At 54.0% G+C, this 18,989-nt stretch carries 21 protein-coding genes; 13 read left to right on the forward strand and 8 right to left on the reverse strand.

The annotated features are described in order from the left end of the window. Positions 1–124 precede the first annotated feature (124 nt). A complete protein-coding gene (locus HV318_RS02375) occupies positions 125–799 on the forward strand; it encodes a DUF3313 domain-containing protein (RefSeq protein ID WP_182271377.1) in 675 nt (224 codons plus the stop codon). 33 nt (positions 800–832) lie between these two features. Here the strand turns inward: HV318_RS02375 and HV318_RS02380 are convergent, their stop codons facing one another. Next, positions 833–1,729: a DMT family transporter gene (locus HV318_RS02380; protein WP_182271378.1), complete on the reverse strand. Its 897-nt coding sequence runs from the start codon at positions 1,727–1,729 to the stop codon at positions 833–835. Positions 1,730–1,903: 174 nt separating this feature from the next. On the opposite strand from HV318_RS02380, the gene HV318_RS02385 reads away from it, so the two are divergent. Next, on the forward strand, positions 1,904–2,776 hold the full coding sequence (locus tag HV318_RS02385) for an AraC family transcriptional regulator (RefSeq protein WP_182271379.1): 873 nt from the start codon (positions 1,904–1,906) through the stop codon (positions 2,774–2,776). Here HV318_RS02385 and HV318_RS02390 read toward each other — a convergent pair. Beyond that, complete coding sequence (locus tag HV318_RS02390) at positions 2,756–3,922, reverse strand: benzoate/H(+) symporter BenE family transporter (RefSeq protein WP_182271380.1); 1,167 nt, start codon at positions 3,920–3,922, stop codon at positions 2,756–2,758. The genes HV318_RS02385 and HV318_RS02390 overlap by 21 nt on opposite strands. 93 nt (positions 3,923–4,015) lie before the next feature. Here HV318_RS02390 and HV318_RS02395 point away from each other — a divergent pair, with 93 nt between their 5' ends. Next, entirely contained in the window at positions 4,016–4,543 is a 528-nt protein-coding gene (locus HV318_RS02395) for a helix-turn-helix domain-containing protein (RefSeq protein WP_182271381.1), read from the forward strand. 80 nt (positions 4,544–4,623) lie between these two features. Next, complete coding sequence (locus HV318_RS02400; protein WP_182271382.1) at positions 4,624–6,588, forward strand: peptidase U32 family protein; 1,965 nt, start codon at positions 4,624–4,626, stop codon at positions 6,586–6,588. Here HV318_RS02400 and HV318_RS02405 read toward each other — a convergent pair whose 3' ends face one another. Then, entirely contained in the window at positions 6,589–6,819 is a 231-nt protein-coding gene (locus tag HV318_RS02405) for a DUF2554 family protein (RefSeq protein WP_182271383.1), read from the reverse strand. Between the two features lie 345 nt (positions 6,820–7,164). Here HV318_RS02405 and HV318_RS02410 point away from each other — a divergent pair, with 345 nt between their 5' ends. Then, complete coding sequence (locus HV318_RS02410) at positions 7,165–7,530, forward strand: hypothetical protein (protein WP_182271384.1); 366 nt, start codon at positions 7,165–7,167, stop codon at positions 7,528–7,530. Between the two features lie 156 nt (positions 7,531–7,686). On the opposite strand, the gene ftrA is transcribed toward HV318_RS02410, so the two are convergent. Next, positions 7,687–8,688, reverse strand: coding sequence for a transcriptional regulator FtrA (gene ftrA, locus HV318_RS02415; protein ID WP_182271385.1), 1,002 nt, complete (start codon positions 8,686–8,688; stop codon positions 7,687–7,689). Positions 8,689–8,761: 73 nt separating this feature from the next. On the opposite strand from ftrA, the gene HV318_RS02420 reads away from it, so the two are divergent. The 7 genes from HV318_RS02420 to zinT all read left to right on the forward strand — a co-directional run bounded on the left by HV318_RS02420 (position 8,762) and on the right by zinT (position 15,518). Further along, positions 8,762–9,175, forward strand: coding sequence for a rhodanese-like domain-containing protein (locus tag HV318_RS02420; RefSeq protein WP_182271386.1), 414 nt, complete (start codon positions 8,762–8,764; stop codon positions 9,173–9,175). Positions 9,176–9,374: 199 nt separating this feature from the next. After that, positions 9,375–10,646 (forward strand): urea ABC transporter substrate-binding protein, encoded by a 1,272-nt coding sequence (gene urtA, locus HV318_RS02425; protein WP_182271387.1) that lies wholly within the window; start codon positions 9,375–9,377, stop codon positions 10,644–10,646. Positions 10,647–10,670: 24 nt separating this feature from the next. Then, the gene (gene urtB / locus HV318_RS02430; RefSeq protein ID WP_182271388.1) at positions 10,671–12,245 is read left to right on the forward strand and encodes an urea ABC transporter permease subunit UrtB; all 1,575 of its coding nucleotides are present in this window, start codon (positions 10,671–10,673) and stop codon (positions 12,243–12,245) included. Then, the gene (gene urtC, locus HV318_RS02435) at positions 12,245–13,318 is read left to right on the forward strand and encodes an urea ABC transporter permease subunit UrtC (protein WP_182271389.1); all 1,074 of its coding nucleotides are present in this window, start codon (positions 12,245–12,247) and stop codon (positions 13,316–13,318) included. Before urtB ends, urtC begins: the two co-directional genes overlap by 1 nt. Beyond that, positions 13,318–14,115, forward strand: a complete 798-nt coding sequence (urtD, locus tag HV318_RS02440) for an urea ABC transporter ATP-binding protein UrtD (protein WP_182274511.1) — start codon at positions 13,318–13,320, stop codon at positions 14,113–14,115. The genes urtC and urtD overlap by 1 nt, the downstream gene beginning before the upstream one ends. A 9-nt stretch (positions 14,116–14,124) precedes the next feature. Beyond that, entirely contained in the window at positions 14,125–14,823 is a 699-nt protein-coding gene (urtE, locus tag HV318_RS02445; protein ID WP_182271390.1) for an urea ABC transporter ATP-binding subunit UrtE, read from the forward strand. Between the two features lie 53 nt (positions 14,824–14,876). Next, on the forward strand, positions 14,877–15,518 hold the full coding sequence (zinT, locus tag HV318_RS02450) for a metal-binding protein ZinT (protein WP_182271391.1): 642 nt from the start codon (positions 14,877–14,879) through the stop codon (positions 15,516–15,518). A 50-nt stretch (positions 15,519–15,568) separates the two neighbouring features. On the opposite strand, the gene ydeE is transcribed toward zinT, so the two are convergent. Next, the gene (gene ydeE / locus HV318_RS02455) at positions 15,569–16,762 is read right to left on the reverse strand and encodes an efflux MFS transporter YdeE (RefSeq protein WP_249421783.1); all 1,194 of its coding nucleotides are present in this window, start codon (positions 16,760–16,762) and stop codon (positions 15,569–15,571) included. A gap of 193 nt (positions 16,763–16,955) precedes the next feature. Here ydeE and eamA point away from each other — a divergent pair, with 193 nt between their 5' ends. Then, positions 16,956–17,855, forward strand: a complete 900-nt coding sequence (eamA, locus tag HV318_RS02460) for an O-acetylserine/cysteine exporter (RefSeq protein WP_182271393.1) — start codon at positions 16,956–16,958, stop codon at positions 17,853–17,855. A 39-nt stretch (positions 17,856–17,894) separates the two neighbouring features. Here eamA and marB read toward each other — a convergent pair whose 3' ends face one another. From marB to marR, 3 genes are read right to left on the reverse strand one after another with little or no spacing between them, the layout of a single operon-like run. Then, positions 17,895–18,113 (reverse strand): multiple antibiotic resistance protein MarB, encoded by a 219-nt coding sequence (gene marB / locus HV318_RS02465; protein WP_182271394.1) that lies wholly within the window; start codon positions 18,111–18,113, stop codon positions 17,895–17,897. A gap of 31 nt (positions 18,114–18,144) precedes the next feature. After that, on the reverse strand, positions 18,145–18,525 hold the full coding sequence (marA, locus tag HV318_RS02470) for an MDR efflux pump AcrAB transcriptional activator MarA (RefSeq protein WP_001303241.1): 381 nt from the start codon (positions 18,523–18,525) through the stop codon (positions 18,145–18,147). A gap of 20 nt (positions 18,526–18,545) precedes the next feature. Further along, positions 18,546–18,980, reverse strand: coding sequence for a multiple antibiotic resistance transcriptional regulator MarR (gene marR, locus HV318_RS02475; RefSeq protein ID WP_182271395.1), 435 nt, complete (start codon positions 18,978–18,980; stop codon positions 18,546–18,548). Positions 18,981–18,989: the final 9 nt, after the last annotated feature.

Raw genomic sequence — 18,989 nt, forward strand, 5'->3', positions numbered from 1 at the left:
CGGGTTTATGTTCGGGCAGTCTTTTTGCTATTTGTGCTATCAGTATCATTTTTTGCCACAACAAACCCACACATCTTTTGCTATAACTTCAAGTGCATACTTGCAGATAACATGGAATACCATCATGCGTACTCAAACTTTTTATAAAGTTGCAGTGCTTACTGGTCTGTTGGCGTTGGCGGGTTGTTCTTCAAAAGTAGCAGCCCCCGAACAATACTCAGGCTTTTTAAAAGACTATTCTGGCTTGAAGGAAACCACTTCCGCGACGGGTAAACCAACATTGCGTTGGGTTGATCCGTCCTATAAGGAAGCGAATTATGACAGTATTGTCTGGAACCCGATTACCTATTATCCGGTACCAAAACCGACAACACAGATTGGTCAAAAAACGCTGGATGAGCTGCTGACATATACCAATACCAAAATGAAAACGGCGATTGGTCAACGTAAGCCGATTGTGGCAACGCCGGGCAAACATAGCCTGATCTTCCGTGGGGCAATCACCGGGGTGAGTTCACAGAAAGAAGGCCTGCAGTTCTATGAAGTCGTACCTGTTGCGCTGGTTGTTGCGGGTACGCAGATGGCAACCGGCCACCGCACGATGGATACCCACCTCTACTTTGAAGGTGAGTTAATTGATGCAGCGACCAACAAGCCTGTGATGAAGGTCGTTCGTAAAGGTGAGGGTAAAGAACTGGCTAACGAAAATACGCCAATGGGCTTTGCGACGCTGAAACAGGTTGTTGATGACATGGCAACGGATGCGACCATGTTTGATGTGCATAAAACGGCAAAATAATAAAAATGGCCTGCAATGTAGCAGGCCATTTTTTTACGCCGTGCGCAGACGGCGGAACCAGGTTTCCGGCTTCGTGAACATCACCATATTCCCGCCAAGAATCAACAGCAGGCCGATAATTCCATTGATGTGCCACTCGTATCCCTCGTAAACCGTTGAGATAGACAGCGCGACCAGCGGGAACAGCAGGGTGCTGTAAGCCGCTTTGCCCGGGCCGATACGCCCCACCAGCGTAAAGTATGCCCCGAACGCAATCACCGAGCCAAAGATCGCCAGATAGAGCAGCGCACCGATGTAACTCACGTTCCACTCAGGCATAAAGTTGTCGCCGCGCAAGAGTGCAATCAGCCCCATCACCAGTGTGCCGTAGAGCATTGCCCAGGCGTTGGTGGTCATGGTTTCAAGCCCGTTTCGCTGGTGGCGAAGGCTTATCATGTTGCCCAGCGAGAATCCATAGGTGCCGAGGGCAGAAAGACCAATACCGGTAAGCAGTGAGGCGCTCCAGCCGCTTGCCAGCAGGTCGTTCCAGAAGAGCGTGATGATCCCCACCAGACCCAGCGTTGCTGCCGTCCAGAAGCGGGCAGGAGGACGTTGTCCAAAGAAGATAAAGCTGTTGATGGCGTTATAGAGTACCGCCATAGAGAAAATCACCGACTCCAGCCCGGTATTGATGTGCGCAGCCGCGGTGTAAAAGCACCAGAAATTGAAGCAGAAAACGCAGCATCCCTGAACAACACAAAAGAGGTGATCCCGCAGTGACAGCTTGCGTAAACGGCGAAGGGCGGTTAATACGATCATCATCGTGGCGCAGGCCACGGCGAAGCGCCAGAATATCGACACAGGAGCAGCAACCGTGCCCTGTTGCAGAAAAATGGCAATCCAGGTTGTTCCCCAGATAACCACCACCAGCCCATACAGTATTGCGTTCATTGTTTCTCTCTTCTCAAACCGCGGAAACCCTCAGTGTGGCGACATTGACTCTGCGTGGCTTTCACCGGCTTGCGGTGGACTTGCAAATTCTTGCGCTTTTTTATCGCGTCAGATCTGGCAACGGGGAGCAACAATTCTTAGACTTGAGTTCTGATTAATGACTTGTTAACGGCTATGTCTCGCGCTTACGACACCTTTGAAACGCTACGCCAACAGAATGCAGTGCTGCGGGAAACCGTTGCGCTTAACTCTGGCATTCAGCTGGCGGCCTGGTACAACAAGCACGATACGATAACGGTCAAAAGCGATCATCACACGCTCAGCCTGTACGTGGCAGACGGCTACGAAAGCTATCAAAAAACGCCGGGTGGCTGGAAGAATGGGGGTGGCCCGGATCGTTTTTGTCTGATGCCGAAAGAAAGCGAATCCACGTGGGATATCCGCGACGATTTGTCGTTCGTCCATCTCTACTGTACTGATGAGCACCTGCGCGATGTCGGCGAGAAAATCTGGGATCGGCGGCCAGTGTCGTTGACGCTGGATGAAAAGATCTTCGGCAGCGACCCGAAAATCACCGCGCTCTACCGCCAGTTTTTGCTTGGCTGTGACTGGCAGCAAAAGGCCAATCAGCTGACGCTGAGCACGGCATCTACGCTGTTACTGACCCACCTGTTGCAGAATTACGCCAGCGTGCAGTGGAAGTTGCCGGTAGTCACCGGCGGGCTGTCGCCGTTTGTGCTGCGAAATGTGCTCGCGTTTATTGAAGAGAACCTTTCTGAGCCGCTGACGCTTGCGGAACTGGCCGATCAGGCTGCGCTGAGCGAATATCACTTCGCCAGAATGTTCCGCCAGTCGATGGGGCAAGCACCGCATCAGTACGTGATGCTGCGGCGAATGGAGAAGGCCAAAGTGCTGGTGCAGCACACGGCGAAGCCACTCACAGAGATTGCGCTGGCCTGCGGATTTAACTCTGCAAGCCACTTCAGTAACCGTTTTCGCAGCGTGATGGGGATGACCCCGTCGCAATTACGCACGGCGAACGTGTGAAAACACGGCATAGCACAACCCACCGAGTACCAGCCCCCAGAATGCCGAGCCAATACCCAGGATAGTCACACCGCTGGCGGTCATCAGAAACGTGACAATCGCCGCGTCACGCTCAGTAACGTTATGCAATGCCTGATATAAACTCCCGCTGATGGTGCCCAGCAGCGCCAGCCCAGCCAGCGTCTGGATCCAGCTCAGCGGCAGGGCGGCCATCAACCCGGTAATGGACCCCCCGAAAATACCCGCCAGCAGGTAAAAAACGCCCGCCGCAATGGCCGCCAGCCAGCGTTTTCCGGCATCCGGGTGGGCATCCGGACTCTGGCAAATCGCGGCGGTAATGGCCGCAATACAGATGGAATAGACGCCAAAGGGTGACAGCAGCAACGCCAGCCCGCCGGTGAAGATCATCAGCGGCGATACCGCCAGCGGATAGCCAGATGCCTTCATCGTGGCGAATCCGGGGGCATTTTGCGAGGCCATCGTCACCAGAAAGAAGGGTAAGCCAATGCTCACCAGACTGGTGAGGGTAAATGTCGGGGCGATAAACTGCGGCATCACAACAGATAATGTCACATTATTTGTGACAACGTCACCTCCAGACCATGCCACGATCCCGCCTGTCAGCAGAGTCGCAACAATGGCATACCGTGGTGCACGCGCTTTGGCAATTATCCATGCCGCCAGCATGCTGCCGCACAGCAGAAAATGTCCTTCAAGATGGCTAAACGCCTGCAACCCAAAGCGCAACAACACGCCTGCCAGCATGGCGGCGGCCAGTGAATGTGGGATGAGTTTCATCAGGCGCGCAAATAATCCGGTGACGCCACACAGCAGAATGAGCGCATTGGCAAAGATAAACACGCCGATGGTTTCGGCAAGCGTTACTCCGTGCAGGCTGGTGGCTAACAGCGCTGCGCCGGGCGTTGACCAGGCGGTGAGGACTGGCGCTTTATACCACCATGACAGTGCCAGCGTACTGACTCCCATACCGATCCCAAGCGCGGTCATCCACCCGGCGACCTGGTGGGCATTTGCCCCAGCCGCGACGGCGGCTTGCCAGATGATGGCGGCAGAACTGGCATATCCCACCAGAACCGCAACAAAGCCGGCAAGAACGGCCGGAAAGAGAGAAGTCGAACTGCGCATAAAAACTCCGTTGTGCGTTATAACGTCCACCGGAAGATAACACTGTGCGCTATAACGTACAAGTGCTATACTGACCCGCACCGGGAGGGAAATATGGAAATTACACAACATCTTGCTACTACACTGAAAATACAGCGTCAGGCGAGGGGCTGGAGCCTGTCGAAGCTGTCGGAAGAGACGGGCGTTTCAAAAGCGATGCTGGGGCAAATTGAGCGCAATGAATCCAGCCCGACGGTATCCACGCTATGGAAAATTGCCACCGGGTTGAATGTCCCGTTTTCCGCATTTATTACGCCGGAGGCGGACAGGCAGGCCATCTTTGACCCGCAGCAGCAGGCGATGGTGGTGAAACCCTTATTCCCGTGGGATGAAACGCTGAAATTCGATCATTTCTCGATCACACTGGCACCGGGTGCCCTGAGCGAGTCCACGCCGCACGAGGCTGGCGTGATTGAACATGTGGTGGTGATAAGTGGCGAGCTGGAGATGAATATCGAGGGTGTATGGCGCACAATTTATGCCGATTCAGGTGTACGTTTCGCCGGCGATAAACCACATGCGTACCGCAACAGCAGCGCCCGGACGGTACATTTTCACTCCCTCATTCATTATCCCCGCTGAAGCAACGCAAAACTGTTTCGCTGTCGCATACTTCTGACTACAATAGCCGCCATTTTGACCATAACGGATAACGACGAAGTATGCGCCTGCAATCCCATCATCTTGAACTTTTAAGCCCGGCCCGCGACGCCGCCATTGCCCGTGAAGCGATCCTTCACGGCGCGGATGCGGTCTACATCGGTGGCCCTGGCTTCGGTGCCCGCCATAACGCCAGCAACAGTCTGAGCGACATTGCTGAGCTGGTACCGTTCGCCCATCGCTTTGGGGCGAAGGTGTTCGTGACCCTGAACACCATTCTTCATGATGATGAACTGGAGCCTGCACAACGTCTGATAACCGATCTCTATCAGGCCGGGGTCGATGCCCTGATCGTCCAGGACATGGGCGTGCTGGAGCTGGATATCCCGCCGATTGAGCTGCACGCCAGTACCCAGTGTGATATCCGCACGGTAGAGAAGGCGAAGTTTCTCTCCGACGCCGGTTTTTCTCAGATTGTGCTGGCGCGTGAGCTGAACCTGAACCAGATCCGCGACATTCACCAGACGACGGACGCGACCATTGAGTTCTTTATCCACGGTGCGCTCTGCGTGGCCTATTCCGGGCAGTGTAATATTTCCCATGCCCAGACTGGCCGCAGTGCTAACCGGGGCGACTGCTCGCAGGCTTGCCGCCTGCCGTATACCCTGAAAGACGATCAGGGGCGCGTTGTGGCGTTCGAAAAGCACCTGCTTTCCATGAAGGATAACGATCAGACCGCCAACCTGGGCGCGCTGATAGACGCAGGCGTACGCTCCTTCAAGATTGAAGGGCGTTACAAAGACATGAGCTATGTGAAGAACATTACCGCACATTATCGCCAGATGCTGGATGCCATCATTGACGATCGCGGTGATCTGGCGCGTGCCTCTGCTGGTCGCACCGAGCATTTCTTTATTCCGTCGACGGACAAGACTTTCCATCGCGGCAGCACCGACTACTTTGTGAATGCCCGTAAAGGTGACATCGGTGCATTTGATTCACCGAAGTTTATCGGTTTGCCGGTAGGTGAAGTGCTGAAAGTGGCGAAAGATCACCTGGACGTTGAGGTCACTGAACCCCTGGCGAACGGTGACGGGCTGAACGTGATGATTAAGCGTGAAGTGGTGGGTTTCCGCGCCAATACGGTAGAAAAAACCGGGGAAAATCGCTATCGCGTGTGGCCGAATGAAATGCCGGCCGATCTCTACAAAGCACGTCCGAACGCAGCGCTGAACCGCAACCTTGACCACAACTGGCAGCAGGCGCTGCTGAAAACGTCCAGCGAACGCCGCATTGCGGTGGATATCGAGCTGGGTGGCTGGGAAGAACAGCTGATCCTGACCATGACCTGCGAAGACGGCATCAGCGTGACGCATACCCTCGACGGCATGTTTGAGGTGGCGAACAATGCGGAAAAAGCGCTCAACAGCCTCAGAGACGGCGTGGCAAAACTGGGACAGACGCTCTATTACGCGCGCAATATCGACGTCACTCTGCCGGATGCTCTGTTTGTCCCTAACAGCCTGTTAAACCAGTTCCGCCGTGAAACGGCAGAGATGCTGGATGATGCGCGTCTGGCAAACTATCCGCGTGGCAGTCGCAAGGCCGAAGCTGTGCCCGCGCCGGTTTACCCTGACACGCACTTATCTTTCCTGGCGAACGTCTATAACCATAAAGCGCGTGAATTTTATCATCGGCACGGTGTTCAGCTGATTGATGCGGCTTATGAAGCGCATGAAGAGAAGGGCGATGTGCCGGTGATGATCACCAAGCACTGCCTGCGTTTTGCATTTAACCTGTGTCCAAAACAGGCAAAAGGCAATATTAAGAGCTGGAAAGCCACGCCAATGCAGCTGGTCAATGGCGACGAAGTGCTGACGCTTAAATTTGATTGCCGTCCGTGTGAAATGCATGTGATTGGCAAGATGAAGAACCATATTTTCAAAATGCCACAACCCGGCAGCGTTGTGGCGTCCGTTAGCCCGGAAGAGCTGATGAAAACCCTGCCAAAGCGTAAAGGCAGCTAATTAGCGAAAGTGAGTGTCTGGTTTGCGCGATTTTTGCCACTGGTGGTGTTCGCGCAAACCTTCCGCTGACTCTTCTGCCACGCTGCGTAATTCATCGCTGTCGGCTTCATGACGAAGCTGATGTTCAACATTCTTCACCCACAGATATTCATGTCCTTTGTGCCCCGCCATGAGCTGACCTGAAAATAGTGCGCAGACCAGCACGATCAGTGTTAACCCTTTTCTAAACATTATTTCACCATTTGATGACAACGCACGGCTATCATGATGATATTTTCATAGAGTTATGATTCGGATATTCAAATTAGCGCAAAGTGAATGTCAGTTTCTGTTGCAGGAATAATAACCATAATAAAAGTGAAACATATTCATTCTGAGTCTTTTCTGCTCAGTTAATAACTGTCAGATATAAATGGCAAAAAATGGGAAAAGTAGGAATTCGGACATTATCTGAATGTGACAAGGATAATGACTCAAAGCCGTATAGCTGCCATTTATGGTGTAGAAATAACGCTTAATAATCGAGAAAATTCCTATATAATGGACTTTTCAGGCTAAGGAATAGGTCATAATTGAATGAAAAAAATATACACAGCCGCGCTTCTGATGGCCGCTGTAGGGGTAACAGCGTGTGTGAGCTATGCCTGGAATGATAAACCGGATTACATTCAATCCGCTGAAGTCCGTGTAACGTCATATTTAACCAGCGATTACGGGAAAACTGCCTGTAATAGCACCAAAATTAACGAACAGCACAGGGAGTTGGGTTGTGTTAACAAGGTGAAGGGAAAAACCTTCCAGTATGCCGTTTATTCTGCCAGCCAGGCACCGTATGCGGTATCCCGCCCGTTCTATCTTGAAGCTATCAATGATAATGCCAAACAGAGTGCGGAACAGGGGCTGATGCGCTACCTGCAAATTAATACCAAAGCGGCGGGTTAAGGTGTTGTTTACTCTTCGTTGAAACTGTGGATGGTAGGGTGTTCTCGATCCGCTGCCCGGCCTTGAATGTCGGGACGTAGAGACCAAAATACAAATCTATCCATGCAAGCATTTACCGCCCGATGTGGCGGTTTTTTTTGGCCTGTATTCAGAACGTTATTGGTCAGAACGTACAAACTGCTTGCGATACTGAGCCGGAGATAGCGCAAAATGCTGGCGGAAATGGTGGCGTAAGGTTGCAGCCTGGCCAAAGCCGGTTTGTTCCGCAATGCTGTCGATACTTAAACGGCTACTTTCCAGGTAATCTTTTGCCCGCAGCAGACGTTCAGTGAGCAGCCAGCGGGCAGGGGTTGTTCCTGTCGCATCCTGGAAACGGCGAAGAAAGGTGCGCTGGCTCATGCCGACCCGGCACGCCAGTGAATCGATGCTGTGGGATTCGGCCAGATGATTATGCAGAAAATCAAACAACTTCCCTAATCGCTGGCTCTCTCGTAGTTGTGCCACCGGGCGGCTGAGTTGCTGCGGCTGTGAGCCATCACGGTGTGGAGGGATGACCAGACGGCGCGCAACGCTGTTGGCGGTTTCCATCCCAAAATCCCGCCGCACAACATGCAAACATAAATCTATGCCTGCCGCGCTGCCTGCGGAAGTCAGGATGTCACCTTCGTCCTGATAAAGTACATCTTCAACCACGCTGATGGCCGGGAACCGGGTCTTAAGTGCTTCAATATAGCGCCAGTGTGTCGTGGCTTTGCGCCCGTTAAGCAGGCCGGAAGCGGCCAGCACAAAGACACCTGAGCAGATGGACAGCAACTGACACCCTCGCGCGCTGGCCTGGCGTAATGCGTCGCAGAGCGCATCGGGAACCGGGGAGTCCAGACCCCGCCAGCCCGGAATGATGATCCGATCCGCAGACGCTAACAGACTGATATCGCCATCGGTCATGATGCGGATCCCGCCCGTCGCCCGAAGTTCACCGGCATCGATGCCTGCCACGGCAAAACGATACCACGCGTCACCCAGTTCAGGGCGCGACAGGCCAAAGATTTCAACGGCCACACCAAACTCAAAGGTACACAAACCGTCATACGCCAACACAACCACCAGCGGGCGGGAAACCTGTCTTAAGTTTGTCATCTTTTTGCTGTTTTCTGGCATACACGGGCGCATTCATGGGCTGAATTTGTGGGTAGAGTAGTGTTAACACAAATGCCAAAGATGAGGAAGGATCATGAGCTATGTTACTGAATTTCCGGCTGCAGAGCCGCAGGAAGCCGTCGCGCATTTTCTGTGTCGGCTGAGTGTTGAGACAGATTGTGCCGATGTTCACCATGCTCTGGTGAACCATGAGCAGGACTTTGTTCTGCTGCACGTGGTAGGTAACCCGGAACAATTTGCCCGCCGCCATGTACCCGGTGCCCTGCACTTGCCCTGGAGACAGATAACGGCAGAGCGCATGGCACACTGGCCTGCCGACACGCTGTTTGTGGTTTACTGCGCAGGGCCACACTGTAACGGTGCAGACAGAGCCGCGCTAAAGCTGGCGCGTCTGGGATTACCGGTCAAAATCATGACGGGCGGTATTACTGGCTGGGAAGATGAACAGTTTGAATTTGCCAGCCATACGCTGGTTTCCGCATCGTGACGCTGCGGCACAGCGCTGCATTATAAAAGTGCAACGCTGTGCCATCCTGAGTCGTTCCCGTCAGGTTATCTCTTTCTCCCCCTGAAAACAGGCCTCCTCCATTCTGGCATCCTTTTTGCTCTCCTGAAGCTGACGTTTTATTTTCTGCGTCCACGCGGTAACGGACGTTTAGCACAGCTTTTTTTTCAGGAGTGAAAATATGCACCGTCGTACCTTGTTAAAAGCTTTTGCACTGTCGGCCTCCGTGGTCGCGATGGGAATGAGTTTTGGCGTGCAGGCTGCCGATACCATTAAAGTGGGGATCATGCATTCGTTGTCCGGCACGATGGCAATCTCCGAAACGCCCCTGAAAGATGTCGCCCTGATGACCATTGACGAGATCAATGCCAAAGGGGGTGTGCTGGGTAAAAAACTGGAACCGGTGGTGGTTGACCCGGCCTCAAACTGGCCGCTGTTTGCCGAGAAAGCCCGCCAGCTGTTGAGCAAGGACAACGTGGCGGTGGTATTCGGTTGCTGGACGTCAGTATCGCGTAAATCGGTATTGCCGGTATTTGAAGAGCTGAACGGTCTGTTGTTCTACCCGGTGCAATATGAAGGTGAAGAGATGTCACCTAACGTCTTTTATACCGGTGCAGCGCCAAACCAGCAGGCTATTCCGGCGGTGGAATACCTGATGAGTGAAGATGGTGGCAGCGCAAAACGTTTCTTCCTGTTGGGTACCGATTACGTTTACCCACGAACCACCAACAAGATCCTGCGCGCCTTCCTGCATTCGAAAGGGGTTAAAGACCAGGATATCGAAGAGGTCTACACCCCGTTTGGTCACAGCGACTACCAGACCATCGTTGCCAGTATCAAGAAATTCTCCGCAGGCGGGAAAACGGCGGTGGTGTCGACCATCAACGGGGATTCCAACGTCCCGTTCTATAAAGAGCTGGCTAACCAGGGTCTGAAAGCGACCGATGTGCCGGTGGTAGCCTTCTCCGTGGGAGAAGAAGAACTGCGCGGGATAGACACCAAACCGTTGGTCGGCAATCTGGCAGCATGGAACTACTTTGAATCCGTTGATAACCCAACCAACCAGGCCTTTGTGGCGGATTATAAAGCGTACGCGAAGGCACATAAGCTGCCGAATGCCGATACCGTGGTGACTAATGACCCGATGGAGGCCACTTACGTTGGCATTCACATGTGGGCGCAGGCAGTCGAAAAAGCGGGCTCGACTGATGTAGATAAAGTTCGCGCGGCAATGGCTGGCCAGTCTTTTAAAGCACCGTCAGGCTTCACGCTCACGATGGATGAGACCAACCACCACCTGCATAAGCCGGTCATGATTGGCGAAATCGAAGGTAACGGCCAGTTTAACGTCGTCTGGCAGACTGAACAGCCAGTACGTGCTCAGCCCTGGAGCCCATTCATCGCAGGGAATGACAAAAAACCTGACCAGCCGATGAAAACCGCCAGTAACTAAGTCATTACCGCAGGGAGAAAAGTCATGAACGCCATGCGCATGATCATCGCTATTGTGTGGCTTACCGGACTGCTGCCAGGGATGGCGCAGGCATCGGATGCCGATAATTTTGTTGCTGCGAATCGCAGCCAGCAGGCGGCAATGCTGACGCAGTGGGCGACTTCGCCGGAGGTGGCCCGGCTGCCGTTGCTCCAGGCATTACAGAACGAAAACCTCTTTATCGACAGTCAAAAACACGCCTTCGTGCGAAGTAATGGCGAGATGGTCGCGCTGGGTGCGTCAACAGTGGCAACAGGGCCAACCAAAGCCGTGCGTCTGACTAACCGTCTGCGCGTTCTGGCAGGCTCGGCGCTGGCTATGCATCAACTGATAAGTGACAACGTCACCGAAAGACGTGCCGCTGCCCGTCAGCTACAGCGTGATGTTCAGCCTGATATGCTCGATTTTCTGCAAAAACGGGTGAGCGGCGAAACGGATGATGTGGCCCGTCAGTCGCTGTTGGTGGTGCTGGCTAATCTTCAGCTGGCAAGCCCACAGGCCGATGTTCGGCGTAAGGCCATCGAGTTGTTGGGGCAGTCTGATGACCCGGACGTTCAGGCAAAACTGACGCCGTTCACCCGGCCGCCGATGGAGCCAGATGCAAGTGTTCGCGCTGCCGCTCAGGAGAGCCTGAGCCATATTCAGCACCGTCTGATGTGGGGTGACTTGCTGGGGCAAGCGTTTATGGGGCTTTCATTGGGGTCGGTGCTGCTGCTGGCTGCTCTGGGGCTGGCAATCACGTATGGCTTACTGGGCGTCATCAATATGGCTCACGGCGAGATGCTGATGCTGGGAGCCTATGCGACCTGGATGGTGCAACAGGCGATGGCGCAACTGACTCCCCAGTGGCTGGCGCTGTATCCCATTGTCGCGCTGCCGGTCGCGTTTATGCTGACGGCCAGTGTCGGGATGGTTCTGGAGCGTACGATTATTCGTCATCTGTATGGTCGACCGCTGGAAACGCTGCTGGCGACATGGGGGATCAGCCTGATGATTATTCAGCTGGTGCGCATGACCTTTGGTGCTCAAAACCTGGAGGTGGCCAACCCGGCCTGGCTTTCCGGTGGCGTGCAGGTTTTTGCCAACCTGACGCTACCGTGGAACCGCATTGTGGTGCTGGGTTTTGTGCTGCTGGTGCTGTTCTTCACCTGGCTCATTCTGAATAAAACCCGCCTTGGTCTGAACGTGCGCGCGGTGACGCAAAACCGCAGCATGGCGGCCTGCTGCGGGGTTCCGACCGGGCGTGTCGATATGCTGGCCTTTGGGCTGGGTTCCGGGATTGCCGGTTTAGGCGGCGTGGCGTTATCTCAGCTAGGCAACGTGGGGCCGGAACTGGGCCAGGGCTACATCATCGACTCTTTCCTGGTGGTGGTGTTGGGCGGCGTTGGTCAACTGGCGGGCAGCGTGGTTGCCGCGTTTGGTCTGGGGATTTTCAATAAAATTCTTGAGCCGCAGCTGGGGGCCGTGCTTGGCAAAATCCTGATCCTGGTGGCGATCATTCTGTTTATTCAGAAGCGTCCACAGGGGTTGTTTGCACTGAAAGGGAGGGTTATTGACTGATGAGCCAGCCACTGACCTTAACGCTGGCGCGTAAAGCGCCACGTACCACTCAAATTGCAGGCAGCCTGCTGGTGGCGTGTCTGTTGATATTGCCGTTTTTTGCTCTGTTGCCCGCTACCCATCCGCTGGCACTGTCGACCTGGATGCTGACGCTGACAGGCAAAATCCTCTGCTACGCCATCGTTGCCGTGGCGCTCGACCTGGTGTGGGGGTATGCCGGGATGCTCTCGCTGGGACACGGCATTTTCTTCGCGCTGGGCGGTTATGCGATGGGTATGTACCTGATGCGCCAGGCGGCGGGCGATGGTCTGCCTGCGTTTATGTCGTTTCTCTCCTGGAGTGACCTGCCGTGGTTCTGGTGGGGGACGCAGCACTTCGCCTGGGCGATGGTGTTAATTGTCGCAATTCCAGGGCTGCTGGCGCTGGTGTTTGGCTGGTTTGCCTTTCGCTCAAAAATTAAAGGGGTCTATTTCTCCATTATGACCCAGGCGCTGACCTATGCGGGCATGCTGCTGTTCTTTCGTAACGAAACCGGTTTTGGCGGCAACAACGGTTTTACCGGCTTCACAACGCTGCTCGGGTTTTCCGTCACGGCCACCACCACGCGTATCGCGCTGTTTCTGGCGACCGTTATGCTGCTGATCCTGGCGCTGGGGACAGGTTATGCGCTGGCAAAGAGTAAGGTTGGCCGCATTCTGACCGCCGTACGCGACGCCGAAAACCGCCTGACGTTTTGCGGTTACGATCCCCGCGGATTCAAACTGCTGGTGTGGACGCTCTCCGCCGTGCTGTGTGGCCTGGCGGGGGCGCTGTATGTTCCACAGGTGGGCATTATCAACCCAGGAGAAATGTCACCCACCAACTCGATAGAAGCCGCCATCTGGGTGGCGCTGGGAGGACGTGGAACGCTGGTCGGCCCGGTGATTGGTGCAGCGCTGGTGAATGGCGCGAAAAGCATCTTTACCGTTGCAATGCCGGAATACTGGCAGCTGTTTCTGGGGCTGATTTTTATCGCTGTTACGCTGTTTTTGCCGAATGGCGTCTACGGTCTGTTTCGTAAGGGAGAGAAATGATGCAGCCAGCCGAAGGACTTTTTACCCGCCAACTTCCCGGCGATCGTTACCGTGAACAGACTGACCCGGTGCTGCAGCTTGAGGCCATCAACGTGAATTTTGACGGTTTTCAGGCACTGACGGATCTCTCGTTAAACATCGGTGTAGGCGAGTTGCGCTGCGTTATTGGGCCAAACGGTGCAGGTAAAACCACACTGATGGATGTCATTACCGGTAAAACGCGGCCAAAAAGCGGAAGCGCGATTTACGACCAGTCCATCGACCTGACCACGCTGGAGCCTGCAGCCATTGCCCGAAACGGGATCGGGCGAAAATTCCAGAAACCCACGGTTTTTGAAGCCTTGACGGTGTGGGAAAACCTTGAAATTGCGATGAAAACGGACAAGTCCGTCTGGGCGAGCCTGCGGGCAAAACTCAGTGGCGAGCAACGCGATCGTATTGATGAAATGCTGGTGTTGCTGCGGCTCAGCAGCGAACGCGACCGCCGTGCAGGACTGCTCTCGCACGGGCAAAAGCAGTTTCTGGAGATCGGTATGCTGCTGGTACAGGATCCGCATTTGCTTCTGCTGGATGAACCCGCCGCCGGGATGACCGATGCGGAAACCGAATATACGGCGGAACTCTTCAGAACGCTGGCAGGCAAGCATTCACTGATGGTGGTGGAGCACGATATGGGGTTTGTCGAAACCATTGCCGATCACGTTACCGTGCTGCACCAGGGGCGTGTGCTGGCCGAGGGTTCATTGCGCGAGGTGCAGGCCAACGAGCAGGTGATTGAAGTCTATCTCGGACGCTAAGGAGCGGTGATGTTACAGGTTAACGAACTGAATCAGTATTACGGCGGAAGCCATATTCTGCGCGGCGTGAGCTTTGAGGCGATCGCCGGAGAAGTCACCTGCCTGTTGGGGCGCAACGGTGTGGGGAAAACCACCTTGCTGAAGTGCCTGATGGGGTTAATTCCGGCGAAAACGGGCGAGGTAATATGGCAGGGGAAAAAAATTACCCACAGTAAACCGCACCAGCGGGTGCAGTCGGGGGTAGCGTATGTCCCGCAGGGGCGTGAAATTTTCCCGCGTTTAACCGTCGAAGAAAATGTGTTGCTGGGGCTGTCACGGTTTTCCGCCCGCGAGGCAAAGAGTGTCCCGGAGGAGATCTGGCAGCTTTTCCCGGTATTACAGGAGATGAAACATCGTCGCGGAGGCGATCTCTCCGGCGGGCAACAGCAACAGCTGGCGATTGGGCGCGCGCTGGCGAGTCGCCCTCAGCTTCTGATCCTCGATGAGCCGACGGAAGGTATTCAGCCCTCGGTCATTAAAGAAATTGGACAGGTGATCCGCAAGCTGGCAGACCGGGGTGATATGGCCATACTGCTGGTTGAGCAGTTTTACGATTTTGCGGCGGAGCTGGCTGACAGTTATCTGCTGATGTCACGTGGCACCATTATTCAGCGAGGCCGTGGTGAAAATATGGCGCAGGAGGGGGTACGCGGGCTGGTTGCGATTTGAAATGTTATATTATAACATCTATCACTCTTATAAAACGGAGTGAGGGTTTTGTTTTGGTTGCACATATTGGAAAATTTGCCATGACTCTGGGGGCGCTGCTGGCCAGCGGTCAGCTGTTCGCCCATTCGCACGGACATCAGATGACGGCTGCGGAGCAGCAGGCAGCAAACGGTGTGTTTGAGGATAAAGACGTGGAGGACCGGGCGTTGTCTGACTGGGATGGTGTCTGGCAATCCGTTTATCCGTTTTTGCTTGATGGTTCCCTGGATCCGGTCTTTAAAAAGAAAGCGGAGAAGGATGAACATCAATCTTTTGATCAGGTGAAAGCCTATTACCGCACGGGCTATGCGACGGATGTCGATTCTGTCGGCATTGAAAATAACGTCATGGAGTTCCATAAAGGCAACGTGACCAGCCGCTGCCACTACAGCTATAGCGGCTACAAAATCCTGACCTATGCCTCAGGCAAAAAAGGTGTTCGCTACCTGTTCGAGTGTAAGGATGCTGGCAGTAAAGCGCCGAAGTTTGTCCAGTTCAGCGACCATATCATCGGGCCGAAAGCCTCCTCGCACTTCCATATCTTTATGGGCAATACCTCCCAGGAGGTGTTGCTGAAAGAGATGAATAACTGGCCGACGTATTATCCGAACGAGATGTACAAAGAGCAGGTGGTGGAAGAGATGTTGCACCATTGACAGGCTTGCTTTTGCCGGGTCAGGCGTAACCGCCACCCGGCACGCAACGCTTACGCCACTTTCGGTTCCTCACACCACGCTTTCACGCTCATTCCACGCAAAATCATCAGCCAGGCGATCACAATGGCGACCATCATGATCACAAACAGCGACCAGTGCGGTAAGTTGGTCAGAATGATACCGGTGATCATCGGGTTGGCCGCAGCCCCCAGCCAGCCCAGCGCCTGTGCCGAGAAATAGCTTGCTTTCATTCCCGGTGGGGCGATGTTGTCAATCAGCATATATTCGCCGGGCGCATAGATAATCTCCCCCAGCGTAAACACGGCTGCCGCGATCCCCCAGTAAATCAGGTTCTCCCCGGAGATCATAAAACCACCCAACCCCAGTATGAAGAAGAGGGTCGCAACGGTCATTAACGGACGGATGTTGGCAGCGGAGATCCTGCGTCCGATTGCGTATTGCAGCGTCACCACCACAGCGGCGTTGACGGGCAGCACCACGGCCACGACTTTTTCGGCAAAATCGCTACCCGCATTCGCCGCCAGGACATATTGCGAAATACAGCTGGCGAACGACCCCCCCACGTATGACGCAAGCAGGCCAGACAGGGTGTACCAGAACAGTGCGCGGTCTTTGAGCAAGACCGAAGGTTGCCACGTCGATTTTCCCTCTGCGGTGTCCAGCGCCACGCTTTTCTGGACGAAGAAATGGATAAACCCCAGCGGCAGCGCGGCACAGAAGGCCGCCAGCCAGAACGGCAGTTGCAGGCTGTACATCACCAGCAGCGTGCCGATGGGAGGCCCGACCGTCCAGCCAATGTTCAAAAAACTGTAGTTCAGCGAAAAGACGCGCGCTTTTTCAGTGGGGGTTAAGACGTCAGCAAACCAGGCCTTCAGTACCGTCGAAAAAACGGAATAGGCGCAGTTGATCAGGGCAAAGAACAGCACCACCAGCGTCACGTTGTTCACCAGCGGGATGGCGACAAAACCAGCGATAAAAGCCAGAATCGCGATCAGCATGTAGCGCTTCTTATCGAACTTATCGGCCAGGATCCCGAACCCCAGACTGAACACCACGCCAATGGTCAGTGCCACGGTCAGGGCGTAACCAATATTCTCTACGCTCATGTCGTAAACGCGCGTGAGATAGATGGTCATAAACGGCAGCGTTGCCCCGCGACCAATGGTTAACAACAATGACGATGCCAGCAGCGCCGCAGTGGAGCGCCTGATAGATGGTTTCATATTCCTGCCCGACGATGGCTTATGCATTTTTAATGGTGTTCTTTCAGAAGTATCACGACATAAGGGGCTTGTATAGCGCCTGATTTATCCGTAAGTGCTTCGCCTGACTGCCATAATTAATGATCTTCTCGTGGCGCTATTTTTTCTGTTACCTTGAAGTGTTTACAAAATGTTAATAATTCAGGGGCTGGATATGACGCGTAAAGACGGGCTGCTGGCGCTGCTGGTGGTCGTGGTATGGGGACTGAATTTTGTGGTCATCAAGGTGGGGTTGCACAATATGCCTCCGCTGATGTTGGCCGGTTTACGGTTCTTGCTGGTGGCGTTCCCGGCACTCTTTTTTGTCTCCCGCCCGAATATCCCGTTTAAATGGTTGCTTGGCTACGGCCTGACCATCAGTTTCGGTCAGTTTGCGTTTCTGTTTTGCGCCATCAAGTTCGGTATGCCTGCCGGTCTGGCCTCGCTGGTGTTACAGGCGCAGGCGTTCTTTACCATTATTCTCGGGGCATTTGTCTTTGGTGAGCGGTTGCAGGGCAAACAGCTGGCCGGGATTACGCTTGCGGTGTTTGGCGTGCTGGTGCTGGTTGAAGCCAGCCTGAATGGGCAGCATGTGGCGTTGCTGGGCTTTATGCTGACGCTGGCGGCAGGGCTGAGCTGGGCATGTGGGAACATCTTCAACAAACTGATTATGCAGCATGAGGCGCGTCCGGCGGTGATGTCGCTGGTGGTCTGGAGTGCGTTAATCCCCATCGTGCCGTTTATGGCTGCATCGCTTATCCTGGATGGGCCAGATGTCATGCTGAATAGCCTGGTTAACATCGACCTTACCACCATTTTGTCGCTTATCTATCTGGCGTTTGTGGCTACCATTATTGGTTATGGAATTTGGGGTTCGCTGCTGGGGCGCTATGAAACCTGGCGCGTTGCGCCGCTCTCCCTGCTGGTACCGGTCGTCGGGCTGGCGAGTGCGGCCGTTCTGCTGGATGAAAAACTGAGTGTACTGCAGTTGCTGGGGGCGGTACTGATCATGGCCGGGCTGTATATCAACGTTTTTGGTTTGCGCGTGCGTCGGGCGATGCGGGTGAAAGGATAAGGCAGAAAAAAGCCCCACATCGGCGGGGCAAAAAGTGAATCAGAGGCTGTGTTGATTATAATACGGCACGCCCAATTCGTCGGATTTGTCGCTGCCTGAACCCATGTGGTTGAAATCAAACGGCGACTGGTCATGTGCAGACGGCAGGATCATCGCGTCACGATTGTTTTGCTGCGTTGCACTGGGTGTTTGCTCCGCGAAGGCCTGGCTGGAAAATAGCACCAGCAAGGCGAGGGCGGCGGAGGCGGTAACGTTCATGAGTTCCTCGGTACGTCTTTAAAGGCGTTGTTTAGCTACAGTGTTTTAACGGATACAGATAACGGGATTCGCCCGGCATGCTGGTGATACGGTACTTATGAGGCGGCACATCGAAATAGTTCTTGAACGTACGCGTCAGGGTTTGTTGCGACTCAAACCCGTACCGCTCCGCCAGATAAAGGATCGGTTCATTGCTTTCTTTCAGTTTCTGGGCAATTTCCGTCAGCTTACGGCTGCGAATATATTGACCTAATGAATGGCCGGTCTCTTTTTTGAACATCCGTTGCAGGTGCCATTTTGAGTAACCTGAACGCTCTGATACTTTTTCAAGGGAGAGCGGCGATTCCAGGTTATCTTCGATCCAGTCCAAAATGCTATGAATGGTGATAGCGTCAGTATTGCGTCTGGACATCGTCATACCTCTTTTTCTGTTTACGGCAGTATTTTCTTAAGCAAAAGCTCAAGCGTTGCCACTTCATCTGCCGTTAAGTTTTTTGTGAGTTCCTGGTGCAGTGTTTGTCCTACTAATTGATGACATTGCTCACACATGGCTGCGCCGTCGCGGGTCAGTTTCACCAGAACACCGCGTTTGTCATTCGGGTTAGGGCTTCGTTCAATCCATCCTTTACAGACGAGACGATCCAGCATGCGGGTTAACGCACCGAGATCGACAGAGAGCACCTTTTTCAGCTCAACCGGTGTGATACACGCTTCGCAGCGGATGGAACACAGCACTTTGAACTGTGTTGCGGTGATATCCAGCGGTGACAGGTAGTCATTGAGCAGGCGATCTTTTTTTTGATTGACCATGTGAATAAGACGACCCAGTGGAATTATGTCGTTAAAGAGATCACTGGTGCTTTTCACGATGATTGC

This window comes from Enterobacter sp. RHBSTW-00901, assembly GCF_014103115.1.
Classification (GTDB): domain Bacteria; phylum Pseudomonadota; class Gammaproteobacteria; order Enterobacterales; family Enterobacteriaceae; genus Enterobacter; species Enterobacter cloacae_P.

Coding starts and splice junctions, on each gene's coding strand:
- HV318_RS02375 (WP_182271377.1), top strand. CDS start 125: ATGCGTACTCAAACTTTTTATAAAGTTGCAGTGCTTACTGGTCTGTTG.
- HV318_RS02380 (WP_182271378.1), bottom strand. CDS start 1,729: ATGAACGCAATACTGTATGGGCTGGTGGTGGTTATCTGGGGAACAACC.
- HV318_RS02385 (WP_182271379.1), top strand. CDS start 1,904: ATGTCTCGCGCTTACGACACCTTTGAAACGCTACGCCAACAGAATGCA.
- HV318_RS02390 (WP_182271380.1), bottom strand. CDS start 3,922: ATGCGCAGTTCGACTTCTCTCTTTCCGGCCGTTCTTGCCGGCTTTGTT.
- HV318_RS02395 (WP_182271381.1), top strand. CDS start 4,016: ATGGAAATTACACAACATCTTGCTACTACACTGAAAATACAGCGTCAG.
- HV318_RS02400 (WP_182271382.1), top strand. CDS start 4,624: ATGCGCCTGCAATCCCATCATCTTGAACTTTTAAGCCCGGCCCGCGAC.
- HV318_RS02405 (WP_182271383.1), bottom strand. CDS start 6,819: ATGTTTAGAAAAGGGTTAACACTGATCGTGCTGGTCTGCGCACTATTT.
- HV318_RS02410 (WP_182271384.1), top strand. CDS start 7,165: ATGAAAAAAATATACACAGCCGCGCTTCTGATGGCCGCTGTAGGGGTA.
- ftrA (WP_182271385.1), bottom strand. CDS start 8,688: ATGCCAGAAAACAGCAAAAAGATGACAAACTTAAGACAGGTTTCCCGC.
- HV318_RS02420 (WP_182271386.1), top strand. CDS start 8,762: ATGAGCTATGTTACTGAATTTCCGGCTGCAGAGCCGCAGGAAGCCGTC.
- urtA (WP_182271387.1), top strand. CDS start 9,375: ATGCACCGTCGTACCTTGTTAAAAGCTTTTGCACTGTCGGCCTCCGTG.
- urtB (WP_182271388.1), top strand. CDS start 10,671: ATGAACGCCATGCGCATGATCATCGCTATTGTGTGGCTTACCGGACTG.
- urtC (WP_182271389.1), top strand. CDS start 12,245: ATGAGCCAGCCACTGACCTTAACGCTGGCGCGTAAAGCGCCACGTACC.
- urtD (WP_182274511.1), top strand. CDS start 13,318: ATGCAGCCAGCCGAAGGACTTTTTACCCGCCAACTTCCCGGCGATCGT.
- urtE (WP_182271390.1), top strand. CDS start 14,125: ATGTTACAGGTTAACGAACTGAATCAGTATTACGGCGGAAGCCATATT.
- ydeE (WP_249421783.1), bottom strand. CDS start 16,762: ATGAAACCATCTATCAGGCGCTCCACTGCGGCGCTGCTGGCATCGTCA.
- eamA (WP_182271393.1), top strand. CDS start 16,956: ATGACGCGTAAAGACGGGCTGCTGGCGCTGCTGGTGGTCGTGGTATGG.
- marB (WP_182271394.1), bottom strand. CDS start 18,113: ATGAACGTTACCGCCTCCGCCGCCCTCGCCTTGCTGGTGCTATTTTCC.
- marA (WP_001303241.1), bottom strand. CDS start 18,525: ATGTCCAGACGCAATACTGACGCTATCACCATTCATAGCATTTTGGAC.